The organism is Limnohabitans sp. 103DPR2, from assembly GCF_001412575.1.
Taxonomy (GTDB): Bacteria; Pseudomonadota; Gammaproteobacteria; order Burkholderiales; family Burkholderiaceae_C; genus Limnohabitans_A.
The window spans coordinates 216599-236959 of sequence record NZ_CP011834.1 but is presented as its reverse complement, the minus strand read 5'-3'; the positions used below and the strand labels follow the sequence as shown (position 1 = coordinate 236959).

The 20361-nt window shown below is 53.7% G+C and carries 19 protein-coding genes; 13 read left to right on the top strand and 6 right to left on the bottom strand.

Going from position 1 to position 20361, the window contains the following annotated elements:
• Positions 1–17 precede the first annotated feature (17 nt).
• From L103DPR2_RS01015 to L103DPR2_RS01000, 4 genes are all read left to right on the top strand, one after another.
• Entirely contained in the window at positions 18–776 is a 759-nt protein-coding gene (locus L103DPR2_RS01015; RefSeq protein ID WP_055359352.1) for an SDR family NAD(P)-dependent oxidoreductase, read from the top strand.
• The gene (locus tag L103DPR2_RS01010) at positions 776–1822 is read left to right on the top strand and encodes an AbrB family transcriptional regulator (protein WP_082466670.1); all 1047 of its coding nucleotides are present in this window, start codon (positions 776–778) and stop codon (positions 1820–1822) included. Before L103DPR2_RS01015 ends, L103DPR2_RS01010 begins: the two co-directional genes overlap by 1 nt.
• Before the next feature lie 166 nt (positions 1823–1988).
• Positions 1989–3272 carry a Rieske 2Fe-2S domain-containing protein gene (locus L103DPR2_RS01005; RefSeq protein ID WP_055359350.1) on the top strand — a complete coding sequence of 428 codons (1284 nt, stop codon included), beginning with the start codon at positions 1989–1991 and terminating at the stop codon, positions 3270–3272.
• A gap of 127 nt (positions 3273–3399) precedes the next feature.
• Entirely contained in the window at positions 3400–4416 is a 1017-nt protein-coding gene (locus L103DPR2_RS01000; protein ID WP_197274894.1) for a tripartite tricarboxylate transporter substrate binding protein, read from the top strand.
• A gap of 98 nt (positions 4417–4514) precedes the next feature.
• Here L103DPR2_RS01000 and L103DPR2_RS00995 read toward each other — a convergent pair whose 3' ends face one another.
• Positions 4515–4832: a non-heme iron oxygenase ferredoxin subunit gene (locus L103DPR2_RS00995; RefSeq protein ID WP_055359348.1), complete on the bottom strand. Its 318-nt coding sequence runs from the start codon at positions 4830–4832 to the stop codon at positions 4515–4517.
• 160 nt (positions 4833–4992) lie between these two features.
• On the opposite strand from L103DPR2_RS00995, the gene L103DPR2_RS00990 reads away from it, so the two are divergent.
• Positions 4993–6276: an aromatic ring-hydroxylating dioxygenase subunit alpha gene (locus tag L103DPR2_RS00990; protein WP_055359347.1), complete on the top strand. Its 1284-nt coding sequence runs from the start codon at positions 4993–4995 to the stop codon at positions 6274–6276.
• Positions 6277–6288: 12 nt separating this feature from the next.
• Entirely contained in the window at positions 6289–7398 is a 1110-nt protein-coding gene (locus L103DPR2_RS00985; RefSeq protein WP_055359346.1) for a zinc-dependent alcohol dehydrogenase, read from the top strand.
• Between the two features lie 5 nt (positions 7399–7403).
• On the opposite strand, the gene L103DPR2_RS00980 is transcribed toward L103DPR2_RS00985, so the two are convergent.
• A complete protein-coding gene (locus tag L103DPR2_RS00980; protein ID WP_055359345.1) occupies positions 7404–8480 on the bottom strand; it encodes a CobW family GTP-binding protein in 1077 nt (358 codons plus the stop codon).
• Between the two features lie 65 nt (positions 8481–8545).
• On the opposite strand from L103DPR2_RS00980, the gene nikR reads away from it, so the two are divergent.
• Positions 8546–9016, top strand: a complete 471-nt coding sequence (gene nikR, locus L103DPR2_RS00975; protein ID WP_055359344.1) for a nickel-responsive transcriptional regulator NikR — start codon at positions 8546–8548, stop codon at positions 9014–9016.
• Here nikR and L103DPR2_RS00970 read toward each other — a convergent pair.
• The 4 genes from L103DPR2_RS00970 to L103DPR2_RS00955 form a co-directional block, all read right to left on the bottom strand.
• Positions 8940–9806, bottom strand: a complete 867-nt coding sequence (locus L103DPR2_RS00970; RefSeq protein WP_055359343.1) for a HoxN/HupN/NixA family nickel/cobalt transporter — start codon at positions 9804–9806, stop codon at positions 8940–8942. The two genes, nikR and L103DPR2_RS00970, sit on opposite strands and share 77 nt — an antisense overlap.
• Positions 9807–9886: 80 nt before the next feature.
• Positions 9887–11704 carry an ethanolamine ammonia-lyase reactivating factor EutA gene (locus L103DPR2_RS00965; protein WP_055359342.1) on the bottom strand — a complete coding sequence of 606 codons (1818 nt, stop codon included), beginning with the start codon at positions 11702–11704 and terminating at the stop codon, positions 9887–9889.
• A gap of 9 nt (positions 11705–11713) precedes the next feature.
• The gene (locus tag L103DPR2_RS00960) at positions 11714–12757 is read right to left on the bottom strand and encodes a 2Fe-2S iron-sulfur cluster-binding protein (RefSeq protein ID WP_055359341.1); all 1044 of its coding nucleotides are present in this window, start codon (positions 12755–12757) and stop codon (positions 11714–11716) included.
• Positions 12758–12794: 37 nt separating this feature from the next.
• A complete protein-coding gene (locus L103DPR2_RS00955; RefSeq protein ID WP_055359340.1) occupies positions 12795–13577 on the bottom strand; it encodes an IclR family transcriptional regulator in 783 nt (260 codons plus the stop codon).
• A 388-nt stretch (positions 13578–13965) separates the two neighbouring features.
• Between L103DPR2_RS00955 and L103DPR2_RS00950 the strand changes: the two genes are divergently transcribed.
• From L103DPR2_RS00950 to L103DPR2_RS00925, 6 genes are all read left to right on the top strand, one after another.
• Complete coding sequence (locus L103DPR2_RS00950) at positions 13966–15699, top strand: ABC transporter permease (protein ID WP_055359339.1); 1734 nt, start codon at positions 13966–13968, stop codon at positions 15697–15699.
• Positions 15700–15762: 63 nt separating this feature from the next.
• A complete protein-coding gene (locus tag L103DPR2_RS00945; RefSeq protein WP_055359338.1) occupies positions 15763–16872 on the top strand; it encodes an ABC transporter ATP-binding protein in 1110 nt (369 codons plus the stop codon).
• A 24-nt stretch (positions 16873–16896) separates the two neighbouring features.
• The gene (locus L103DPR2_RS00940; RefSeq protein WP_055359337.1) at positions 16897–17499 is read left to right on the top strand and encodes a cupin domain-containing protein; all 603 of its coding nucleotides are present in this window, start codon (positions 16897–16899) and stop codon (positions 17497–17499) included.
• Position 17500: 1 nt separating this feature from the next.
• Entirely contained in the window at positions 17501–18097 is a 597-nt protein-coding gene (locus L103DPR2_RS00935) for a cupin domain-containing protein (RefSeq protein ID WP_055359336.1), read from the top strand.
• A gap of 59 nt (positions 18098–18156) precedes the next feature.
• Positions 18157–19272: a cupin domain-containing protein gene (locus L103DPR2_RS00930; protein WP_055359335.1), complete on the top strand. Its 1116-nt coding sequence runs from the start codon at positions 18157–18159 to the stop codon at positions 19270–19272.
• A 12-nt stretch (positions 19273–19284) separates the two neighbouring features.
• Positions 19285–20352, top strand: coding sequence for an ABC transporter substrate-binding protein (locus tag L103DPR2_RS00925; RefSeq protein WP_231717659.1), 1068 nt, complete (start codon positions 19285–19287; stop codon positions 20350–20352).
• Positions 20353–20361 lie beyond the last annotated feature (9 nt).

Genomic DNA, 20361 nt, shown 5'->3' with positions numbered 1-20361 from the left:
CAGTATCGGAAACAAACATGACAACACTGAAGCCAGATCAGAAAGTGGCCTTGGTCACGGGCGCAGGTCGCAACATTGGTCGCGCCATTGCGCACACTTTGGCGAAACAAGGTTTTGCATTGGCCATCAATGTGCGGGCATCTGTCAGCGAAGGCCAAGCGGTGGTCGATGAATTGTTGGCTTTGGGTACACCCGCCTTGTTGTGCGTGGCCGATGTCACCGACAGGCAGAGCGTGCAAGGCATGATGGATTTGATTCAAACCACGTGGGGCCGCTTGGATGTGGTGGTGAACAATGCCGCCATTCGCCGCGAAGCGCCGATTGATCAAGTATCGGTCGAAGATTGGCGCAACACCTTGGCCGTGGTGTTGGATGGTGCGTTTTATTGCAGTCAAGCCGCGCTGCCAATGCTACGTCAATCCCCCATGGGTGCAGTGATCAACATTGGCGGTCTCACTGCGCACACCGGCGCCATGAACCGCCCGCATGTGGTCACAGCCAAATCAGGTTTGGTGGGTTTGACGCGTGCCTTGGCACATGACTTGGCGCCGAGCATCACGGTCAACTGTGTCTCACCCGGCATGATCTCTACCAAGCGCAACAGCGGTACTGCTTCGGCAGAGCCCAACCACCATGCCAAGCACCATCCCTTGATGGACCGCCGCGGCACAGCCGAGGAAGTGGCTGCCATGGTGGCATTCTTGGCAAGCGATCAAGCACGCTTTGTAACGGGTCAAGTGATGCATGTGAATGGCGGCACCTATTTGGGTTCCTGATGATGTGGGACCTTGATCGCTGGTTCCGCTTGGTCTTGACCATCGGCTTTGCAGTCGCGGGTGGTTGGTGCGCATTTCATCTGCATGTGCCATTGCCTTGGGTCTTAGGTCCCATGGTGGCGGTGGCCTGCGTCAGCATGGCCAATCGCGTTCACAAACAACCGGTGCTGGCGCGCAAGTCGGCGCAAATCTACATTGGTGCTTCCATCGGTTTGTATTTCACACCAGCGGTGTTGGCCTTGATTGGTGGACTGGCGCCTTGGATGGTGCTCGGTGCGTTTGTGGGCATCTTCATGTCGGTGATGTCGGCGCGGGCTTTGCAAAAGTTGGCGAAGGTTGATGGGCCCACCGCCATTTATTCAGTGGCCTTGGGTGCTTCGGCCGAGATGTCGGTGCAGGCGCAACGTGCCGGTGCCGATGGTGCTGTGGTTGCTTCTGCGCATGCGGTGCGCATCATGATGGTCACCTCCACAGCCTCTTACATTGCATGGGCCAGCGGCGCCACACCCATCATGCCCACGCCAGGCATTGGCGTGCTGAGTTGGCCTGTGACATTGGGCTTGCTGATCACCGCGACGGCGGTCGGTTGGGGTTTTCAAAAAATTCGCACGCCCAATCCATGGGTCTTGGGCGCCTTGTTGATTGCCGCCATTTGCGCCAACCATGAAGTGACAGGACGCTTGCCCGATTTGGGATTGATTGCCGCACAAATCGTGATTGGCTGGGGCTTGGGTCAACACATCAACCGTGCTTTTTTCACGCATGCCCCGCGCACCTTGGCATCGGTTGCGGTGGTCACTTTGGGCATCTTGAGTGTGTGCATGGTGGCGGCATGGTTCATTTCTCAAGGTGCTGGCATTGCCATCATGACGGCCTTCTTGTCGATGGCGCCTGGCGGCATGACCGAGATGGGCATCTTGTCGAAGGCCTTTGGTTTGGGCGCACCCATCGTGACGGCATTTCATTTGACGCGCATCTTGACGACCATCTTTTTGACCAAACCGGTCTCCGAAAAGATGATGTCCACCGGCTGGGTCAAGCCTTGAGAGAATTTCTCAAGTGCCGCTTTCGGCCCATTCACAGTGCTTGTTTTTGCAGCACTGTTTCCTGATGTAGATCAAAACAGCGACAACACGGCGGTTTTAAGATTGTTTCTCATGAGGGAACATTGTTCTTTCATGCAGAACAATCATTCCACATCGGAGACCGCACATGTTGAAAAAAGAGCAAAACGACCTCGTCACACAAACTGGCCCCGGCACGGCCATGGGCAATCTGTTTCGGCGCTATTGGATGCCTGCCTTGTTGTCGCAGCAGTTGCCAGGCCCTGATTGCGATCCCGTGCGCTTAGAGCTGTTTTCCGAAAAGATGGTGGCCTTTCGCGACACGCAAGGCCGCTTGGGTTTGATTGATGAGTTTTGTGCGCACCGAGGCGTGTCCTTGTGGTTTGGTCGCAATGAAGAGAATGGGTTGCGTTGCCCTTATCACGGTTGGAAATTTGACATCAAGGGTCAGTGCATTGAAGTTCCTTCCGAGCCCACTTCCGGCTACTGTGACCGCATCAAGCTAAAGTCTTATCCCATGATTGAACGCGGTGGTGTGATCTGGGTGTACATGGGCCCAGCCGACAAGCAGCCGCCCTTCCCTGAATATGAATTTGCCACCGTACCGGCCGAGCAGTCGTACATGTCCAAGCGCTACCAAGAGTGCAATTGGCTCCAAGCTTTGGAGGGGGGCATTGACTCAAGCCATGTGTCTTTCTTGCACAGTGGCAGTTTGAACACCGATCCCTTGTTCAAAGGGGCCAAGGGCAATCAGTACAACTTGAATGATTTGAGCCCCGTGTTTGAAGTGGTCGAGGCAACCGGTGGCTTGTACATTGGGGCGCGCCGCAATGCGGAGGACGACCAATACTACTGGCGCATCACACCGTGGGTGATGCCAAATTACACCGTGGTGCCGCCGCGCGGTGATCACCCGGTGCATGGCCACTTCTGGGTGCCGATCAATGACCATGCCTGCTGGGCATGGAGCTTTGACTACCATCCTACGCGCGCATTGACGCATGCAGAGCGCTCCGCCATGGAAGGTGGCGCCAGCGTCCACGTGAAGGTTGATGCCGATTACAAACCGCTGCAGCGCAAAGAAAACAACTACGGCATGGACCGCGATGCGCAACGCAAGCGCATTTTCTACAGTGGCATTGAAGGCATCGGCATTCAGGATGCGTCCTTGCAAGAAAGCATGGGCACCATTCAAGACCGCACCAAAGAGAATTTGGTGTCGACCGACAACGGCATCATCATGACGCGACAGCGTTTGATGAAAGCGGCCAAAGCTTTGGCGGAAGATCCCAATTACAAATTGCCTGGCATCGATCCTGAGGCGCAAAAGGTTCGTTCGGCAGCGATTTTGTTGAAGCGAGATTTGGCCTTCAAGGATGCGGCCCAAGAGGCATTGCGCGCGACGCCGGGCAAACCACACAGTTCCGTTTGAGACACGCCAAGCTGTGAGAATTGCTCGTTCCCATATGAGGAACGACGGTTCTCTATGCTTGACAGCATGAGGCGTTTCACCGACAGTTCAGAGCATGCCCAGCTGGGTTTGCTTGAAGGATTTGAACGTGAAACGCTTTTCCCTTAGTCTCGAATTTGTACAACAGACGGCCCTGTCGTCAGCCGTTGGCGCATGGCGCACAGGGGTGTGCCTGCTGGCGGCGCTGGGTGCGCTGACGGCATCGGCGCAAGACGCTGCCTGGCCACAACGCCCCGTCAAAATTGTCGTGCCCTACGCAGCAGGCGGCAGCTCTGACAGCCTGGGTCGCCTCATTTCTGTGGGCTTGACCGAATCACTCAAGCAACCCTTTGTGATTGAAAACAAAGGCGGCGCCGGCGGCATGATTGGCTCCCAACAGGTGTCCAAGTCTGCGCCGGACGGCTACAACTTGGTGATCTCGGGCGTAGCATCTCACGTCATTGGCCCCTCTGAAAATCCCAAAACCTACGATCCCATCAAGGACTTTACGCACATTGCCATGTTGGGCGGCCCACCCATCGTGCTGGCCGTCAATGCCCAATTGCCCATCACAGATCTGAAAAGTTTCATGGCCTATGCCAAAGCCAATCCCGTCAGTTGGGGCTCCCCTGGCAAAGGGACACATGGCTATCTGATTGGTGAAGCCTTTGAGGTGATGTCCAAGACGCCCATGCAGCACGTGGCTTACAAAGGCGGCAGCCCTGCGGTGGCCGACACCATTGCGGGTCACATCCCCGCCTTGTTCACCACCTTGTCGACGGCCAGTGCGCAAATTCAGGCTGGCAAGTTGCGAGCCTTGGCCATCACATCGTCCAAGCGCATGCCAGAATTTCCAAATGTCCCCACATTTGCAGAGCAGGGCTATCCCAAGTTGGTGGCACTGACATGGTTCTCTTTGTCCGGCCCCCCCGGCATGCCTGCCCCCGTGGTCGACAAGCTGAACAAGGAGGTTCGCAAGATCATGCAAAGTCAGGCAGCCAAGGACATGTTGGCCAAAAGTTCGATGGAAACATTCGACTGGGATTCAGCTCGTTTTACCCAATTTGTGGGTGAAGAGTTGAAGCAATGGGCGCCCATGATCAAAACGGTGAAGCCTGAGAATTGATCTTGGGAGGTGTCAGAATTCGCCCACAAAAAAGGCCCTGAAAAGGGCCTTTTTTTTCACGGTAGTGTGAGAAAAACGATTGCCGCGAGGCTGCTTTCTCAGGTTTCGATTTCGATCTCATCACCTTGCAGACGGGCTTTGTAGGTTTTCAAAGGGATCATGCAGGGCGCTGCCACCACCGCACCGGTTTTGATGTTGAAGGCGCCATTGTGAAAGTCGCACTCGACCACCTCGCCATCGATGGGGCCCTCTGACAGAGAGCCAGGGCCGTGTGTGCAGGTGTCGTCGGTGACGAAGTATTCACCGTCAATATTGAACACAGCCAAGGTCAGGCCGTCTTTTTCGACCTTGATGGCTTTGCCTTCAGCAACCTCAGCTGCTTTGCACAAAGAGAGAAAACGGCACGCACCCGACATAAAGAATCTCCAGTTGACAATGACAAGCCGCAGATGATAACCTCGTTTCCAATGAAAGAACATTGTTCTTTTATGTGGAACGATCCCATCGGCGAAAATTTCACACAGAAATAAGCACCATTTTATGACCCCGTGCGAGAGCACTTGAGGAGAGACGTTCATGTTGAAAAAAGAACTCAATGACCTGGTAACCCAAACTGGTCCTGGCACCCCCATGGGCAATTTGTTCCGTCGTTACTGGTTGCCTGCCTTGTTGTCCGAGCAATTGCCCGGCCCTGATTGCGAACCCGTGCGTTTGGAATTGCTGTCAGAAAAAATGCTCGCCTTCCGCGACACCGAAGGCAAGTTGGGCTTGATCGATGAGTTTTGCGCACACCGTGGCGTGTCGCTGTGGTTTGGTCGCAATGAAGATAACGGCATTCGTTGCCCTTACCACGGTTGGAAATACGACGTGAACGGCAATTGCACGGAGGTGCCTTCTGAGCCGACATCTGGCTACTGTGAGCGCATTAAATTGAAGTCTTACCCCATGGTAGAGCGCGGTGGCGTGATATGGGTGTACATGGGCCCTGCAGACAAACAACCGCCGCTGCCAGAGTGGGAATTTGCCACCTTGCCACGCGAGCACTCTTACATGTCCAAGCGTTTGCAAGCCAGCAACTGGTTGCAAGCATTGGAAGGCGGCATTGATTCCAGCCACGTGTCTTTCTTGCACAGCGCGTCACTCAGCCGAGACCCCTTGTTCAAAGGCGCCAAAGGCAACCAATACAACTTAAACGACTTGAGCCCTGTCTTTGAAGTGGTGGAAGCCGATGGAGGTTTGTTGGTGGGTGCACGTCGCAATGCAGAAGACGACCAGTACTACTGGCGCATCACACCCTGGATCATGCCTTGCTTCACCATGGTGCCACCCCGCGGTGATCACCCTGTGCACGGTCACTTCTGGGTGCCCATCAATGACCATGCGTGCTGGACATGGAGCTTTGACTACCATCCCACACGCGCATTGACCAAGGAAGAAGTGGACGCCATGAAGGGCGGTGCCAGCATTCACGTGAAGGTCGACAAAAACTATGTGCCTTTGCAGCGCATGGACAACGACTACTTGATGGACCGCAAGGCTCAAAAAGAAGGTTTGTTGTACAGCGGCATTGAAGGCATTGGCATGCAAGACGCGTCATTGCAAGAAAGCATGGGCAGCATTCAAGACCGCACCAAAGAGAACTTGGTGTCCACCGACAACGGCATCATCATGGCGCGTCAGCGTTTGATCAAAGCGGCACGTGCTTTGGCTGAGAACCCAGATTTTGAATTGCCCGGATTGAACCCTGAGCATCAAAAAGTTCGCTCAGTGGCCGTTTTGTTGAAGCGCGATGTGCATTACAAAGAAGGTGCCAAAGAGCACTTCAAGTCTGCACCTGGCAAGCCACACTCTAGCGTCTAAAAAAGGTTACTCATGGGACAAACATTCAAGGCCGCCGTGGCCATGCCCAACGGCACCATCGAGATTCAAAACTTTCAAACACCCGATCCCAAACCGGATGCGGGCTTGTTGAAAGTGGCGGTCACCGGTGTCTGCGGTAGCGATTGGATGTTTTTCCAAGACTTTCCCAAGCTGCAAGGCCCCGCCATTTTGGGTCACGAGACGGTGGGCTATGTGCAAGAAGTCGGTGCCATTGCAGGCCCCAAATGGGGTGTGAAAGAAGGTGACTTGGTGGCCTTGGAAGAGTACCTGCCCTGTGGCCATTGTGATTTTTGCCGCAGCGGTGATTTTCGTTTGTGCAATGCCACCGATTGGCGCTTGGGCGGTCCTCGCTATGGCGCGACGGGATTGAACCGTGGCTCGGGTTTGTGGGGTGGTTTTGCCCAGTACCAAGAGCTGCACATGAATACCGTGTTTCACAAAGTGCCTGCAGGTCTTGAGCCCAAGTATGCGGCTTTGGCTTTGCCCATGTCCAATGGCATTGAGTGGACTTACCTGCACGGCGGTGCGGGCCCAGGCCAAACGGTGTTGATTCAAGGCCCTGGCCAACAAGGCTTGTCCTGTGTGGTGGCTGCGCGTGAAGCGGGCGTCGACAAAATCATTGTGACGGGTTTGAACACACCCTCCGACAAAAAACGTTTGGCCATGGCCAAGCACCTGGGTGCCAGCCACACGGTGGCCATTGGCGATGAAGACTTGCTTGAATCTGTGGCCGACATCACCGGCGGTCAAATGGCCGACTTGGTGATTGACTGTGCCTCGGGTGGTCCAGCCTCAGTGATCAGTGCCATTCAATTGGCGCGCAAAAAAGGCCGTGTGATTTTGGGCGGCATCAAGCGCCAGAAAGTGCCGCAGTTTGACAGCGACATGATCATTGCCAAATTCCTGACGGTCAAAGGCATGCGCGGCCACAGTTATGAATCTGTCGAGCTCGCACTTCAGTTGATCGCGGGCAATCGCCACAATGTGCGATCAATGAGCACCCACATGTTTGGTTTGGATCAAACCGAATACGCCATTCGTTCATTGGTGGGTGAAGGCGCAGAAGACGCCATTCACATGGCCATCGATCCTTGGAAGTGAATGGTTTAAGCCGCCAGGCTTGACATGCCGTGTTGGGTCAGCCATTGCGCTGAAGCAGCCGACAAGTGGCTGCTTACAATCACTGTGAAGCCACTGCGTGTGGTGTCTGACCAAGGCAGTTCGTCTTGACAAACCTCAGCATGTGTTTCAAAAGGCGCCAGTTGAATCACATGCGCGCCCTCTGGTGTTTGGACGCGGCCTTTTAAGCGCAGCAGCTCTGACCCCAAAGTGCTTTGAAGCGCTTGCACCTGTTCACAGACTTCAGCAAGGCTTGGAAGTGCCACGAGCGGCCACCACAAGGCTTGCGCAGCATGCGCTGACGCACGCGTGCCTTCGCAAATGTCACAGTGCTCGCCAGGTCGGTGCAAGTGCAATCCGTGCGCAAGTGTTGTCACTGCTTTGAATTCGCGAAACGGGCCAGGTGCCTGCGAAGCAGCGCGAAGTGCCAGGCTCGCTAACACATCATCTGCCGATAAGCGGGCTTGCGCGGATGTGAGCAAGTGCGGCGCATGTTCAAGTTCCAAATGGGCCAACTGATGTTGCACACGCAATGTCAGTGCCGCCAAATGATCGTCACTGACCAAGTCTGTTTTGGTGATGACCAACACATCTGCATCGGCCAATTGGGCACGGGCTTCAGCGTGTTGTTTGAGCACCGCATCTGCAGTGCTGGCGCTGAGGCATGTGATCACACCAGCCAAGCGATAGCGCTCTTTGAGCAAATCGCTGCTGCGCAAGGCCTCGGCCACAGGACCGGGTTCTGCCAAGCCTGTGGTTTCAATGACCAAGTTGGGAAAGCGCGGCATGCGCCTTTCAAGGCGAGCCCAGAACAAGTCTTCGAGCGCTTCGGCCAAACCTGGCAAGCCAGTGCAGCACACACACGCACTGGCCACCAGTGCGGCGCTTTCGGTGGCGCCACTGAGCAGCTGGTTGTCCAATCCCACTTCGCCTAACTCATTGATCACCAAGGCGGCATCTTTGAACGCGTCTTGACCCAGCCAAGCTTTGAGGAGGCTGGTCTTGCCGCTGCCCAAATAGCCTGTGAGCAAATAAACGGGAATGCGTTTGTCGAGGGGGTTCATGGACTGGAGGGCGTGCTTCTGCGTATCATGCTGACATTCGCTGACTATTTTTGCAAGGCACTTTCATGGAACGCATCACCATTTCACTTGAAACCGAATTGGCTGCCATTTTGGACCAATTGGCCGAAAAAAATGGCTATGCCTCCCGCTCGGAAGCGATTCGAGATCTGATTCGCGGTTGGCATTCGCAAGAAACCTTGCGTCAAAACGAGAGCGAGCACTGCATTGCGCATTTGGGTTATGTGTACAACCACCATGATCGCACCATGGCCGAGCGCATTGCCAATTTGCAGCACGACCACCATGACCTGACGGTGTCCAGCATGCATTTGCACTTGGACCATGACAACTGTTTAGAGGTGGCATTTTTGCGCGGCAAAACCAAAGATGTGAGGCAATTTGCGCATCGCATCGTGGCCCAAACAGGTGTGCGCCACGGCTCTGTTCAAATTGTGCCGGTTACTTTGGAAAAAGCAGCGAAGGGGCACGACCATGGGGACGGTGTCCACCATGTGCACTTACAACCTGCCAGTTAGCATTGGCGCTGCGATACAGGCGCATGCTGACCAAGTAGACCAAGATCGCCATGCCAGTGACACTGAGGCCGATGTAGGCACCCCAGGCGTCCCAAATGGCTTCAAGGTTTTCAAAGTGTTGGCTGGCGTGACCGACGGCCACCACCATCAGTGACAGCGTTGCAATCACACCACTCATGATGCGACCTGCGTTGTGCGCCAGTGCATGGCTGCGATGGACCAGCCAATGCATCAGCAACCCATTGCTGGTGTCGGCCAGCGTCATGCCGATGCCAAAGCTAAGGGCCATGGCGATGATGGCAAACAAGCCACCCAACTCGTGACCCTTGGCCGCCATCAGACCGGCTTGTGCCAAAGAGTCGAACGAAATGGCAAAACCAAAGCCAACGCCCATGGGATGTGCAAAAGGACCCATGGCTTGCAAAATTTTGCGTTGCACAGGGCTGCCTGCATGGTGGTGATCGTCGTTGCCCGAATAGCAAAACTTCAAATTGCGGTAAGCCAACCACACCAGGAAGAATGTCGAAATCCAAAGCCCCACTGCGTCCAGCCATTCGGGCAATTGAATGCCGTACATGTAAAACACAAAGGTGGCCAGCAAAATGGTGAGGCTGTGGCCGCAGGCAAATTGAAAGCCTGTGAGGCGCGCTTTCCAATAAGCACGACCTTTGTGGCGCAATCGTGTCATGCCATCGACCGCCGCAATGTGATCGGGGTCGAGGCCGTGTCTGAAGCCCAAAGCGAGCAACAAACCTGACGTCGCGAGCAGTGATGTTGTGTTCAAATCCATGGTGTGATTTTCTTCTAATTCGTCATACTTGGGTGCGAAAAAAAAGCACAGGGGCTGCGCTTTTTAGTGGCAAACGCCGCTCATGGCTTGGCCTTGTGGACCAAGTTCAGTGCGTGTTGTGTGCCGTGTGCGTGATCGTGACCATGGTCATGATGATGGTCGTGGTCATGTGAGTGACCGTGTCCATGGTCGTGGCCATGATCGTGTGAATGCCCATGGCCATGTGAATGGGGTTTCTTGTGGTCGTGGCGGTGCATCTTGCCGTCTTCGTGGGCATGCCATTCGCCAGGATCTGATTTGCCATGCGCACGGGGATCTTCATTGAAGACCAGCGACTTGACGGTGACAGGCACGGTCCATGAGGGCATGCGAATGCGGCCCAAATCAACAAAGTCAAAGCCCCACAGGGTGACACCATCGATGACCAAGACTTCGCACTTGACGCGCTCGTCTTCTTTGAACAAATGCCCCAAGTTGTGTGCGATGTCGCCGTCGGTCACGATGTACAAGTGCCGCTGTTGTTTCAAGGTTTCGGGCAGTCCCTGCAAGATGCCTTGCGACAAGGCATGCAGTCGTGTGAAAGAGGGCGCGCCCAACCAACGCAGTGAAATGGCCACATCTTGCGCCCCTTCCACCAAGTCGTGTCTGCGGAACGATTTGCCCAGTGCTTCTGCAATCTCAACGGGATCGATGGTTTCTTTGAGCTCAAGGTTCAAAGGAATCACCTGCAGATTTTTTCGCGGCAGCAGGGCTGCAGGTTCAGAAATGAAGGTGGTGTTGCCACTGAGCTGAACGCTGTACTCGGATGCGCCCAGCACGGTGGCGCGAATGCATTCACCTGCAGGCAAAAGTGGAACGGGAACGGCGTTTTGATCAAGGCGCTGACGCACAGCTTCACCAAACAGTTTGCCCAAATCACCGAAGTCCCGCATTTCGCGGCGGTACACATACTCGCCTACGCCACCAGAGAACATGATGCCATCGAGTTGGCCCCAATCGTCTACGGGGTCTGTGAGGTACAGGTTGGACAGGTCTTCGCGTGTGAATTTTTGCGTCAAAACACGCACCAATGCATCGGCCATCCACTGCGCCACCTTGGCCAGATCTTGGCGCGAAACTTGATCGCCCAATTTCCAATCGAAGCCCGCTTGTTGAGCAAGGTAAGCACCTGCGGGGTCAAGTCGGGTGAGCACATTTGTTTCGTTCACCACCATGAGGCGGCCACCCAAGTGCACGGCAGCCGTGGCAATCAGCTCGCCGTTTTGCACCAGGCCCAATTTGGTGGTGCCTCCGCCAATGTCGATGTTCAAAATCCGATGTTTTTCATCGTAGGAGCGTTTGGCAGCGCCCGAGCCGTAAACGGCCAGCATGGCTTCCATGTGGTGGCCCGCCGTTGCGCACACAAATTCGCCGCCTTGCTCTGCCAACACCGCAGCAATCGACTCGCTGTTCTCACGGCGCAAGGCTTCACCGGTCAAGATCACGGCACCGGCATCGATCTCATCGGGATGCAAGCCAGAGTCTTGGTAGGCCTTGTCGATGATGGTGCCCAAGGCTTTGGCGTCCATCAAACTGTCGTTCAAATACGGCGTGAGGGAGATGGGGGATTGGTACAAGGCCGTGCGTTCGACCACGGTGTAGCGGCTGGACAAATCCTCGGCAATGCGGCGCAAGTGAATGCGTGAAAAAACCACTTGTGTGCCAGAAGAGCCCACATCAATGCCCACGCTGTGCAAGATCACATTGTCTTGGCGCCAGAGGGATTCTTGAGAAGGGTCATCGCCGGCGAAATCATGATCATGGTCGTGATCGGCTTCACCGTCGTGCGTGTGATAGGTGTCGGCGCCGTACTGGTGGTCTTGGACGCTGTGTTTGTTTTTGATGTCTTCGCTGCTCATACGCGCCGTTCAATAAAACTGGTCAAAGTGCACTTGGTCCATGGGCACTTTGAGATCAATCAAGGTTTTCAAAAGAGACTGGCCCATCATGGCCGGACCCGCAAAATAGATTTCCATTTGCTGTAAGCGGTCACCATAAGTTTGGGCGACCGCATCATGGACAAAACCGCGAAGGTAGCCTTCAGGCAAGTGTTCTTCCTCGTTGGCACCCGACACCACAGCTTGATAGGTGCCGCGCTCTTGCCACTGAGGCAAAGTGGTCAGCATGTCTAGACCACACACATCTTGGATGGCGCGGGCGCCATAGAAGAAGCTGAGTTTTCTGCCTGCCATGCGAGGGCTGCTGAAAGTGCCGCGCGCAATGGAGACCATGGGCGCCAAGCCGGAACCACCTGCGATGCACAAAATGTCACGCTCAATGTTTTCTCGCAAATAGGCCATGCCATAAGGGCCATCGATTTCAACGCGGTCGCCTGGCTTCAAATGGTCAAACAAATGGGCGCTGCCTTGACCGCCTGGCACGCGTCGCACTTGCACTTCGATCAAATTGCCGCCTTGGCTCTCGCCGCTGAACAGACCCACATTGCTCATGGAGTAGGCACGCGGTCCTGCAATGCCGTCCATTTGTATCAGTGCGTATTGGCCACTTAAAAAGGGCATGGGCGCGTCGGTTTGAAAGGTGAATTCAGACAAGTCATGCGTGATGACGCGCGAGGCGATGAGCTTGGCAGGTGTGCGCACAGGCGGAAACTGTGGCGCGTATTTGTCGCTGGTTCTCAGCTTGATTTGCAAGGGGCCTGTGGGACGACTTTGGCAACCCAGTCCTCTGTTGCGCGCACGGTCTTTGTCGGAAAGACCGGGGGCTTCGGGCCAGCAAGAGGCCATGACGCCTTCTAGCAATTCAAATTTGCAATTGCCGCAGGAGCCGACGTTGCACTCATATGGAAAGGCAATGCCATTTCGAAGTGCGGCGCGCAGCAAGGTGTCGTTTTCTGCGCATGGGAATGACTGGTCGGTGCCCGCCAGTTGAATGGTGTGTACTGCTTGAGACATGGTTTCGAAGCGCCTTTTGAAAGGAAAGATGGCGCGTTTAAGCCCGGTAGCCGAGTTGTGTCGAAATGGACTCGGCCGTGTTTAACAGCACGGGTGCCAAGCCGCGTAATTTTTTCAAGGTCAGGCGTTGGCTGGGACCGCCAATGCCGATGGCTGCCACCACTTGACCTGTGATGTCACGCAGTGGCGCGCCAATGCCACGCATGCCTTGCTCTGACTCTTCGTCATCGATGGCGTAGCCGTGGGCGCGAATTTCGGCAAACATCTTCATCAATTTGGCGGGGTCGGTTTGCGTTTCGGGCGTACGGGCTGCCAACGGGCTGCTGAGCACTTTGTTCATGAGTTCGGTACCGCCAAAGGCCACGATGGCACGTCCTTCGCAAGTGCAAAAAGCGGGCTTGATGGTGCCGATGTAGCTTTTCATGCGAATGGCTTGGCTGCTCTCCAAGTTGTAAAGGTACAAAATGTTGGTTTCATTCATCACGGCCAAGTGAATGGTTTCGCCCGTCTTCTCGCGCAGCACATTCAGGAAGGGCTGGGCCATGTTGGACACATCCAGGCGACGGCGCACCAAGGCGCCCATCACGAACAAATTGATGCCTAAGCGGTAGCGACCGGTTTCTGGGCTTTGCTCTAAAAGTCCCTCACTGGTCAGGGTAACCGCCAAACGGTGGACCGTGCTTTTGGCCAAAGACAAACGCTTGGCCAAGCTGCTGATGCCAATTTCGGGCTCCACTTCGGAGAAACATTTAAGGACGCGCACAGCGGCCGCGACTGACGACAGGCGTGAGCTTTTGGATGATGTGGAATCTGTGGTCATGGATGTGTTGTGAAGAATCAGTGCTGATTGAAATTTTTACAGTGGGCCATGACTGAAATGTGATTGCTAGGCTGCGACTGCGATTCAAGCCTTGTTTTTTGGCATTTCAGAGCATTCCGCGACATCATATCTATTTCCCGCTCAAAAGAACATCGTTCCTTATAAAAGAATGATGAGGTAAATCAAGCTTTCTGAAAAGAGCTTGGCGAGAAACTCTTTCTCGACTGATGAGAATAAAACTCTCGACAGGGAAAACCATGCGGCTCGACTATTGACACGAAGCAAGCATTCCCGCCTAATGGCATTTGTGCCTATATGTGGACTGTAGTTCCACATGAAAGAACGAAAAATATCTGAGTACGTCAGAGCCAATCTGGAGAATTAATTCGTGAGAAGTTCAGTCGCAGAAACTGCAAGTCCCAAATTTGGGGCGGCGTTCGACGCCAAATGGGTGGTCATTGGCATCAGCTTGGCTGTGGTCGCCGTGCTCGCTCTGGTGCCCTTCTGTTTCATGATTTGGCAAAGTTTCCACACGCCTGAAACTGCAACGTCACCCTCCACATTCACGCTTGAGAATTACGTCACCGCGTACACCAACCCAGAAACGGTGGCCATTTTTTGGAACTCCGTGCAGTTTGCTTTGGGCGGTTCATTTTTGGCTTTTGTCATTGGTACCGCACTGGCCTGGATGAACGAAAGAACCAACACGCCCATGCGGCGCTTGTTCTTTGCTTTGTCCATCGTGCCGCTGATCATTCCCAGCATTTTGTTCACCATTTCATGGATCATGCTGGCCAGTCCCAAGATTGGTTTGCTCAACACATGGGCCATGGCCGCATTTGGTTTGAGTGCGCCGCCCTTCAACATCTATTCCATGTGGGGCATGATTTGGGTCGATGGTTTGCATTACTCACCCATGGCATTCTTGTTGATGTCTTCGGCCTTCAGGGCCATGGACCCCTCACTCGAAGAGTCTGCTGTGATGAGTGGTTCTAGCATTCTCAATACCTTGTGGCGAATTACGCTGAAACTGGCTTTTCCGGCCATCGTGGCAACCGTGCTCACCCTGTTTGTGCGTGCCATTGAGTCCTTTGAAGTGCCAGCACTACTTGGTTTGCCCGGCGGCATTCAGGTGTTCACTTCGGCCATTTATCAAGCCATTCACCAATACCCCAGTCAGATTGGTCTTGCCGCCAGTTACTCGGTCATTTTGCTGTTGCTGACCACAGGCGGCATTTATGTCCAGGCGCGAATCTCGGCTTCTGGTAACAAATACGCCACCGTGACGGGCAAGGGTTTCCGTCCTCGCACCATTGACTTGGGCGTTTGGCGCTATTTCACTTTGGCAATTTTCATCGTCTACTTTTTGCTGATTGTGATCTTGCCCTTCTTGGTATTGTTGTGGTCCTCGCTGCAAAAGTTTTATGCGCCGCCTTCCATCGAAGCTTTGTCACGCATCACTTTAGACGGCTACCGCTACATCTTGGGTTCAGACACCATTCGTGCGGCCGCCTTCAACAGTTTGTGGATGTCTCTCACCACTGCAACCGTGGTGATGCTGTTGGCCTCAGTGGTTTGCTGGATTGTGGTGAAAACAAAAATTCGTGGCCGCTGGCTGTTGGACAACTTGGCTTCATTGCCAATGGTCTTCCCAGGCTTGGTGCTCGGCGTGTCGATCATGATTTTCTATCTCACATTTGACATCGGCATTTACGGCACTTTCTGGATTATTTTGCTGGCCTACATCACGCGCTTTTTGCCCTATGGTTTGCGCTACAGCACCACGTCCATGTTGCAAATTCACAAAGATTTGGAAGAGTCTGCGGGCATGAGCGGTGCAAGCTGGCTCACTGTGTTCCGCCGCATCATCTTGCCGCTGCTAAAGCCTGGTCTGGTGGCTGGCTGGATCTACGTGATGATTGTTTCGATCCGTGAATTGTCGACCTCCATTCTGTTGTACAGCCCAGGCAATGAAGTGATCTCCATTGTGATTTGGGAGTTGTGGGAAAACGGCCAGTACGTCGAGCTCTCAGCATTGAGTGTGTTGTTCATCTTGATGCTGCTGGTTTTGGTGGGCATCGCCCAAATGGCAGGCAAGCGCTTCGGGGTCAAAGAGAGTTAAAAAATTTGCAGGTGGGCAAGTTCATTCGACTTTGCCTGACTTCATTTAAAACAAGGAATTAACGTGTTAAATGTCAGTGGATTGCATACCGAATATGTGAGTGACAAAGGCGTTGTCGTCAAGGCCGCGCAAGATGTCAGCTTTGAAGTGCCCGAGGGTCAACTCTTTACATTGTTGGGTCCCAGTGGCTGTGGAAAAACCACAACGCTGCGCTCAATTGCCGGTCTCGAGAAGCCCACAGAGGGTGTGATCAGTGTCAGTGGCACGAATGTTTACAGCTCTTCAGAGAACATTTTTGTACCGCCTAACAAGCGTGGCTTTGGCATGGTGTTTCAGTCCTACGCCATCTGGCCCCACATGACCGTGTTTCAGAACGCCAGCTTCCCCTTGGAAGTGGGACAAAAAAATTACAGTCGCAAAGAAATCGAAACCAAGGTGATGCGCGTTTTGGAGTCGGTTGAGTTGGCGCAGTACCACGACCGCGATGCCACGCGTTTGTCTGGCGGTCAGCAACAACGTTTGGCTTTGGCGCGTGCGCTGGTGATGGAGCCTAAGCTTTTGTTGCTGGACGAGCCGCTGTCTAACTTGGATGCCAAGCTGCGCGAGAAGATGCGCTTTGAGTTGAAGAAAATCCAACGCGAATTGGGCATCACCACCATTTATGTCACGCACGATCAGTCGGAGGCCTTGGCCTTGTCGCACGAAATTGCCGTGATGCGCAACGGCCGAATCATGCAAATTGGCTCACCTCGCCAAATCTATGAAACGCCCAACAGTGAGTTTGTGGCCGACTTTGTGGGCACCATCAACTTCATCAAAGCCACCGTCCGTTCGATCGATGCTGCGGCGAAGGCCATGGTGGTGGATTCAGAAATTGGCATCGTTCAAGTTCCCATGATCAATGATTTCCGTGTCGGTGAAGAGGTGCAGGTGTGTATCCGTCCAGAAGACATTCATCTGAGTGACTCCACGCCGCCCGTGAATCACACCAACCATTACTTGGGCACTGTGTACGCCAAGATCTTCTTGGGCGAAGTGCTCGACTTCCAAGTCCAAGTGAAAGACAAAGTGATGCTGGCGCGTGTTCACCCAAGCCAGAAAACGCCAGTGGATGCACCGATTCACATCGTGTTGGACCCGTCCGACTGCATTGTCTTGAAAAATCAAAATTAATCTTTAAAACTTCAAAGGAAAACCATGAGTGCTGATGACAAAAAAGCGCCCTCGACGGAATTCGTTCCCAACGAGTCGCACTACCACAGCAAAAAAGATCGCACCTTTGTGCGTGCGATTGCCGGCCCCTACAACTTAGGCGATGAACTCAAGCGCCTGCGTGCCATGCCTCGCGTGCGCAAAGGCAAAGACATCAAATTCAACGATGGCCCTCAAGCTTTTAGCCGCCACTATGTAGAGCCTAAAGATGGCATCACACAAACATTCCACATGCACTTGGAAGAGTACGGCCCTGGTGGCAACTCACAGAAGCATGGTCACGTGAATGAAGCTGCTTTCTACATTTTGGATGGCACAGGCTATGAAATTCACGACGGCATCCGCTACGACTGGAAAGCCGGCGACATTGCAGTGGTCCACAACAACTGCGTGCACCAACACTTTAACGCCAGCAACGAGCGACCTGCCCGTGCCTTGGTGATCAAAACCAAACCCATGTACATGTTCATGAACATGTTGTTCCAACACCAAGTGGAACCCCGCCCAAGCGAACCCGCTCCAGGCGGCGAAGGCTTTGTGGCCCGCAATGACGAAGAAGACTTTAACCATCCAAAGGGAGGCTACTGAGATGGCTTGGGACGAATCAAAATCATGGTTGCAAGGCAACCAACAAGGCAAGTACTACCAAGGCTTGTTGGACGACGCAGAGCAAATGCCTGCGCGCAATTCGAAGCGTCACAAAGTGGTGCATCCCGAAAACATGCCCTGGGAAATGGCGCGTCAAGGTTTGCTCAAGCACTTGTTGAATGAATCCATGAACACACGCATCGAAACCGTTGATGCGTACATGCAAGTCATTCCACCAGGCAGTAAGTCGGGCAAGCACCGTCACTTGGCAGAAGAGTGCGTTTACGTGCTCGAAGGCCGCGGCTACGATTTGCACCAAGACTGCGACGTGGAAATTACAGACACTTACCACTGGAAACCGCAAGCTGAAGTGAAGCGCTACGAGTGGGAAGCTGGCGATGTGATCTACATTCCACCAAATACCATTCACCAGCACTTCAATGCAGATCCCGATCGCCCAGTGCGTTTGATCTCCTCTATCAACCGCATTTTTAAATACTGCGGCTTGAATGACTTGGAGCAAATTGAAAATGCACCGGAGTTTGATCCTTCAGTCACTTTGGATGGTGAAACCATCCTGAAATATTTGCGCAAATAAAACCTTGCGGGCGCGCACAGCGCCTGCATCGATTCTCAAAAAATACAAAAGAGCAGCACATGGCAAAAGACGCACTCGTATCGGAAGACCTTGCTTCCAAATTCGCGACCGAAAAAGAAACACCCTACACACGTTGGGTAAAGAACGAAGGTTTGGACATCATCAGTGCCCATTACATTCGCAGCTTGAACACAGTTGACCTGAAGCCTTGGGCACGCCGCGGTGGCAAGGGTGTTTACATCAACCACGAAGCTTCACGCACTTCCAATGACTGCTATGTGTGCGAAATTGCCCCTGGCAAACAGCTCGAACCCCAGCGTCAAATTTTTGAAGAGATGATCTATGTGTTGTCTGGTCGTGGGTCCACCACGGTTTGGAACGACCAAGGCCATCGCATCACTTTTGAATGGCAAGCGGGCGCTTTGTTCGCCATTCCTTTGAACTGCATGCACCAGCACTTCAATGGTTCAGGCAAGGATGCGGCTCGCTTTGTGGCTGTGACCAATGGCCCACCCGTCATCAACTTGTACGAAGACCTGAACTTTGTGTTCAACACACAGCACGACTTTGCCAACCGTTTCAACGGTGAGCCTGATTACTTCAGTGGCAAGGGTGAGCAAAAAGGTTTGCTGCTTGAAACCAATTTCGTGGCCGATGCTGTGAACTTACCTTTGATCAGTGCCAAAGAGCGTGGTGCTGGTGGTGGCCACATTCGCTTCAACATGGCACGTGGCTCCATGAACAGCCACATTTCCCAATTCCCAGTGGGCACCTACAAAAAGGCCCATTGCCATGGCCCAGGCGCACACGTGATCATCTTGAGCGGTGAAGGTTACAGCTTGATGTGGCCTGAAGGTGAAGAGCCACGCCAATACGATTGGGAAGTGGGCGCCATGGTGGTGCCACCCAACATGTGGTTCCACCAACACTTTAATACAGGCAATACGCCAGCACGTTACCTTGCTTTTAAACACGAGGTGGTATCGATTCGCAATGCCCAGGGTGTGCCTAAGGCTTGGATCAGCCGCCGTGTCGGTGGCGACCAAATTGATTATGCTGACGAGAGCCAAGCGGTTCGCACACGTTTTGCAGACTCATTGGCCAAGCATGGCATGAAGCCTCGCATGGAAGAAGCCTACGAAGCCGAACTGCCGACATTGCCACCCAAGTCTTAATTGGAGATTTCCATGAGCGTTTCTCGTTTTTCTCGCCGCCAAATGATACAAGCCGGTGCCGCCTCTTTGGGCGTGGCCGCAATGGGTCCTTTGATGGCGCAACCTTCAGCCGCCACCACCGCCGCTTTGGCTGCTTTATCGGGTCCTGAGCGCTTGAAACGTTTGGTGGAAGGCGCCAAAAAAGAAGGCGTGGTCAGCATTTACACGTCCATGCCACAAGACGACATGGCCGCCCTGACCTCTGCTTTTGAAGCCAAATACGGTGTCAAGGCCAAGGTCTGGCGCAGTGGCTCTGAAAAAATCTTGCAACGTGGTTTGCTAGAAGCCAAAGCCAACCGCTTTGAAGTAGACGTGTTTGAAACCAACAGCCCTGAGATGGAAGTCTTGTCGCGCGAGAAGGTGTTGATCGCGGGCAATTCACCTTTCTTAAGCGAGTTGATTCCTCAAGCCATCCCTGCGCACAAAGAGTGGATTGCCACGCGCTTGAACATTTTCACCTGTGCTTACAACACGAAACTGGTGCGCAAAGAAGATTTGCCCAAATCCTACCAAGATTTGCTCGACCCCAAATGGAAAGGCAAGTTGGCGGTTGAGGCCGATGACAGCGATTGGCTGGCCGAAACGGTGATGAAGATGGGTGAAGAAAAAGGCATCGCCTTGTTCAAAGAAATTGCCCGCAAGAATGCCGTCTCTGTCCGCAAAGGCCACACTTTGTTGGCCAATTTGGTAGCTTCTGGCGAAGTGCCCATGGCCCTCACTTTGTACAACTACAAAATTGAACAAATGAAAAACTCGGGCGCGCCTGTGGATTGGTTCGCCTTGGAACCCACCATTGCACGCCCCAATTCCAATGGTGTGGCCCGCAGTGCGCCGCACCCCCATGCTGCGCTTTTGTTCCAAGACTTTGAACTCAGTGAAGGCCAGGTCATTTTGGGCAAGCGGGATTTCATCCCGACCAGTACCAAGGTGCCTTCGACCTTGAACAAAATGCCACTGACTTTTGCCAACCCCAAAACAACTTTGGACGATGGCCATAAGTGGAACAAAATTTACGACGAAATTTTCAGCCGCAAAGGTTGATTGCCTAGG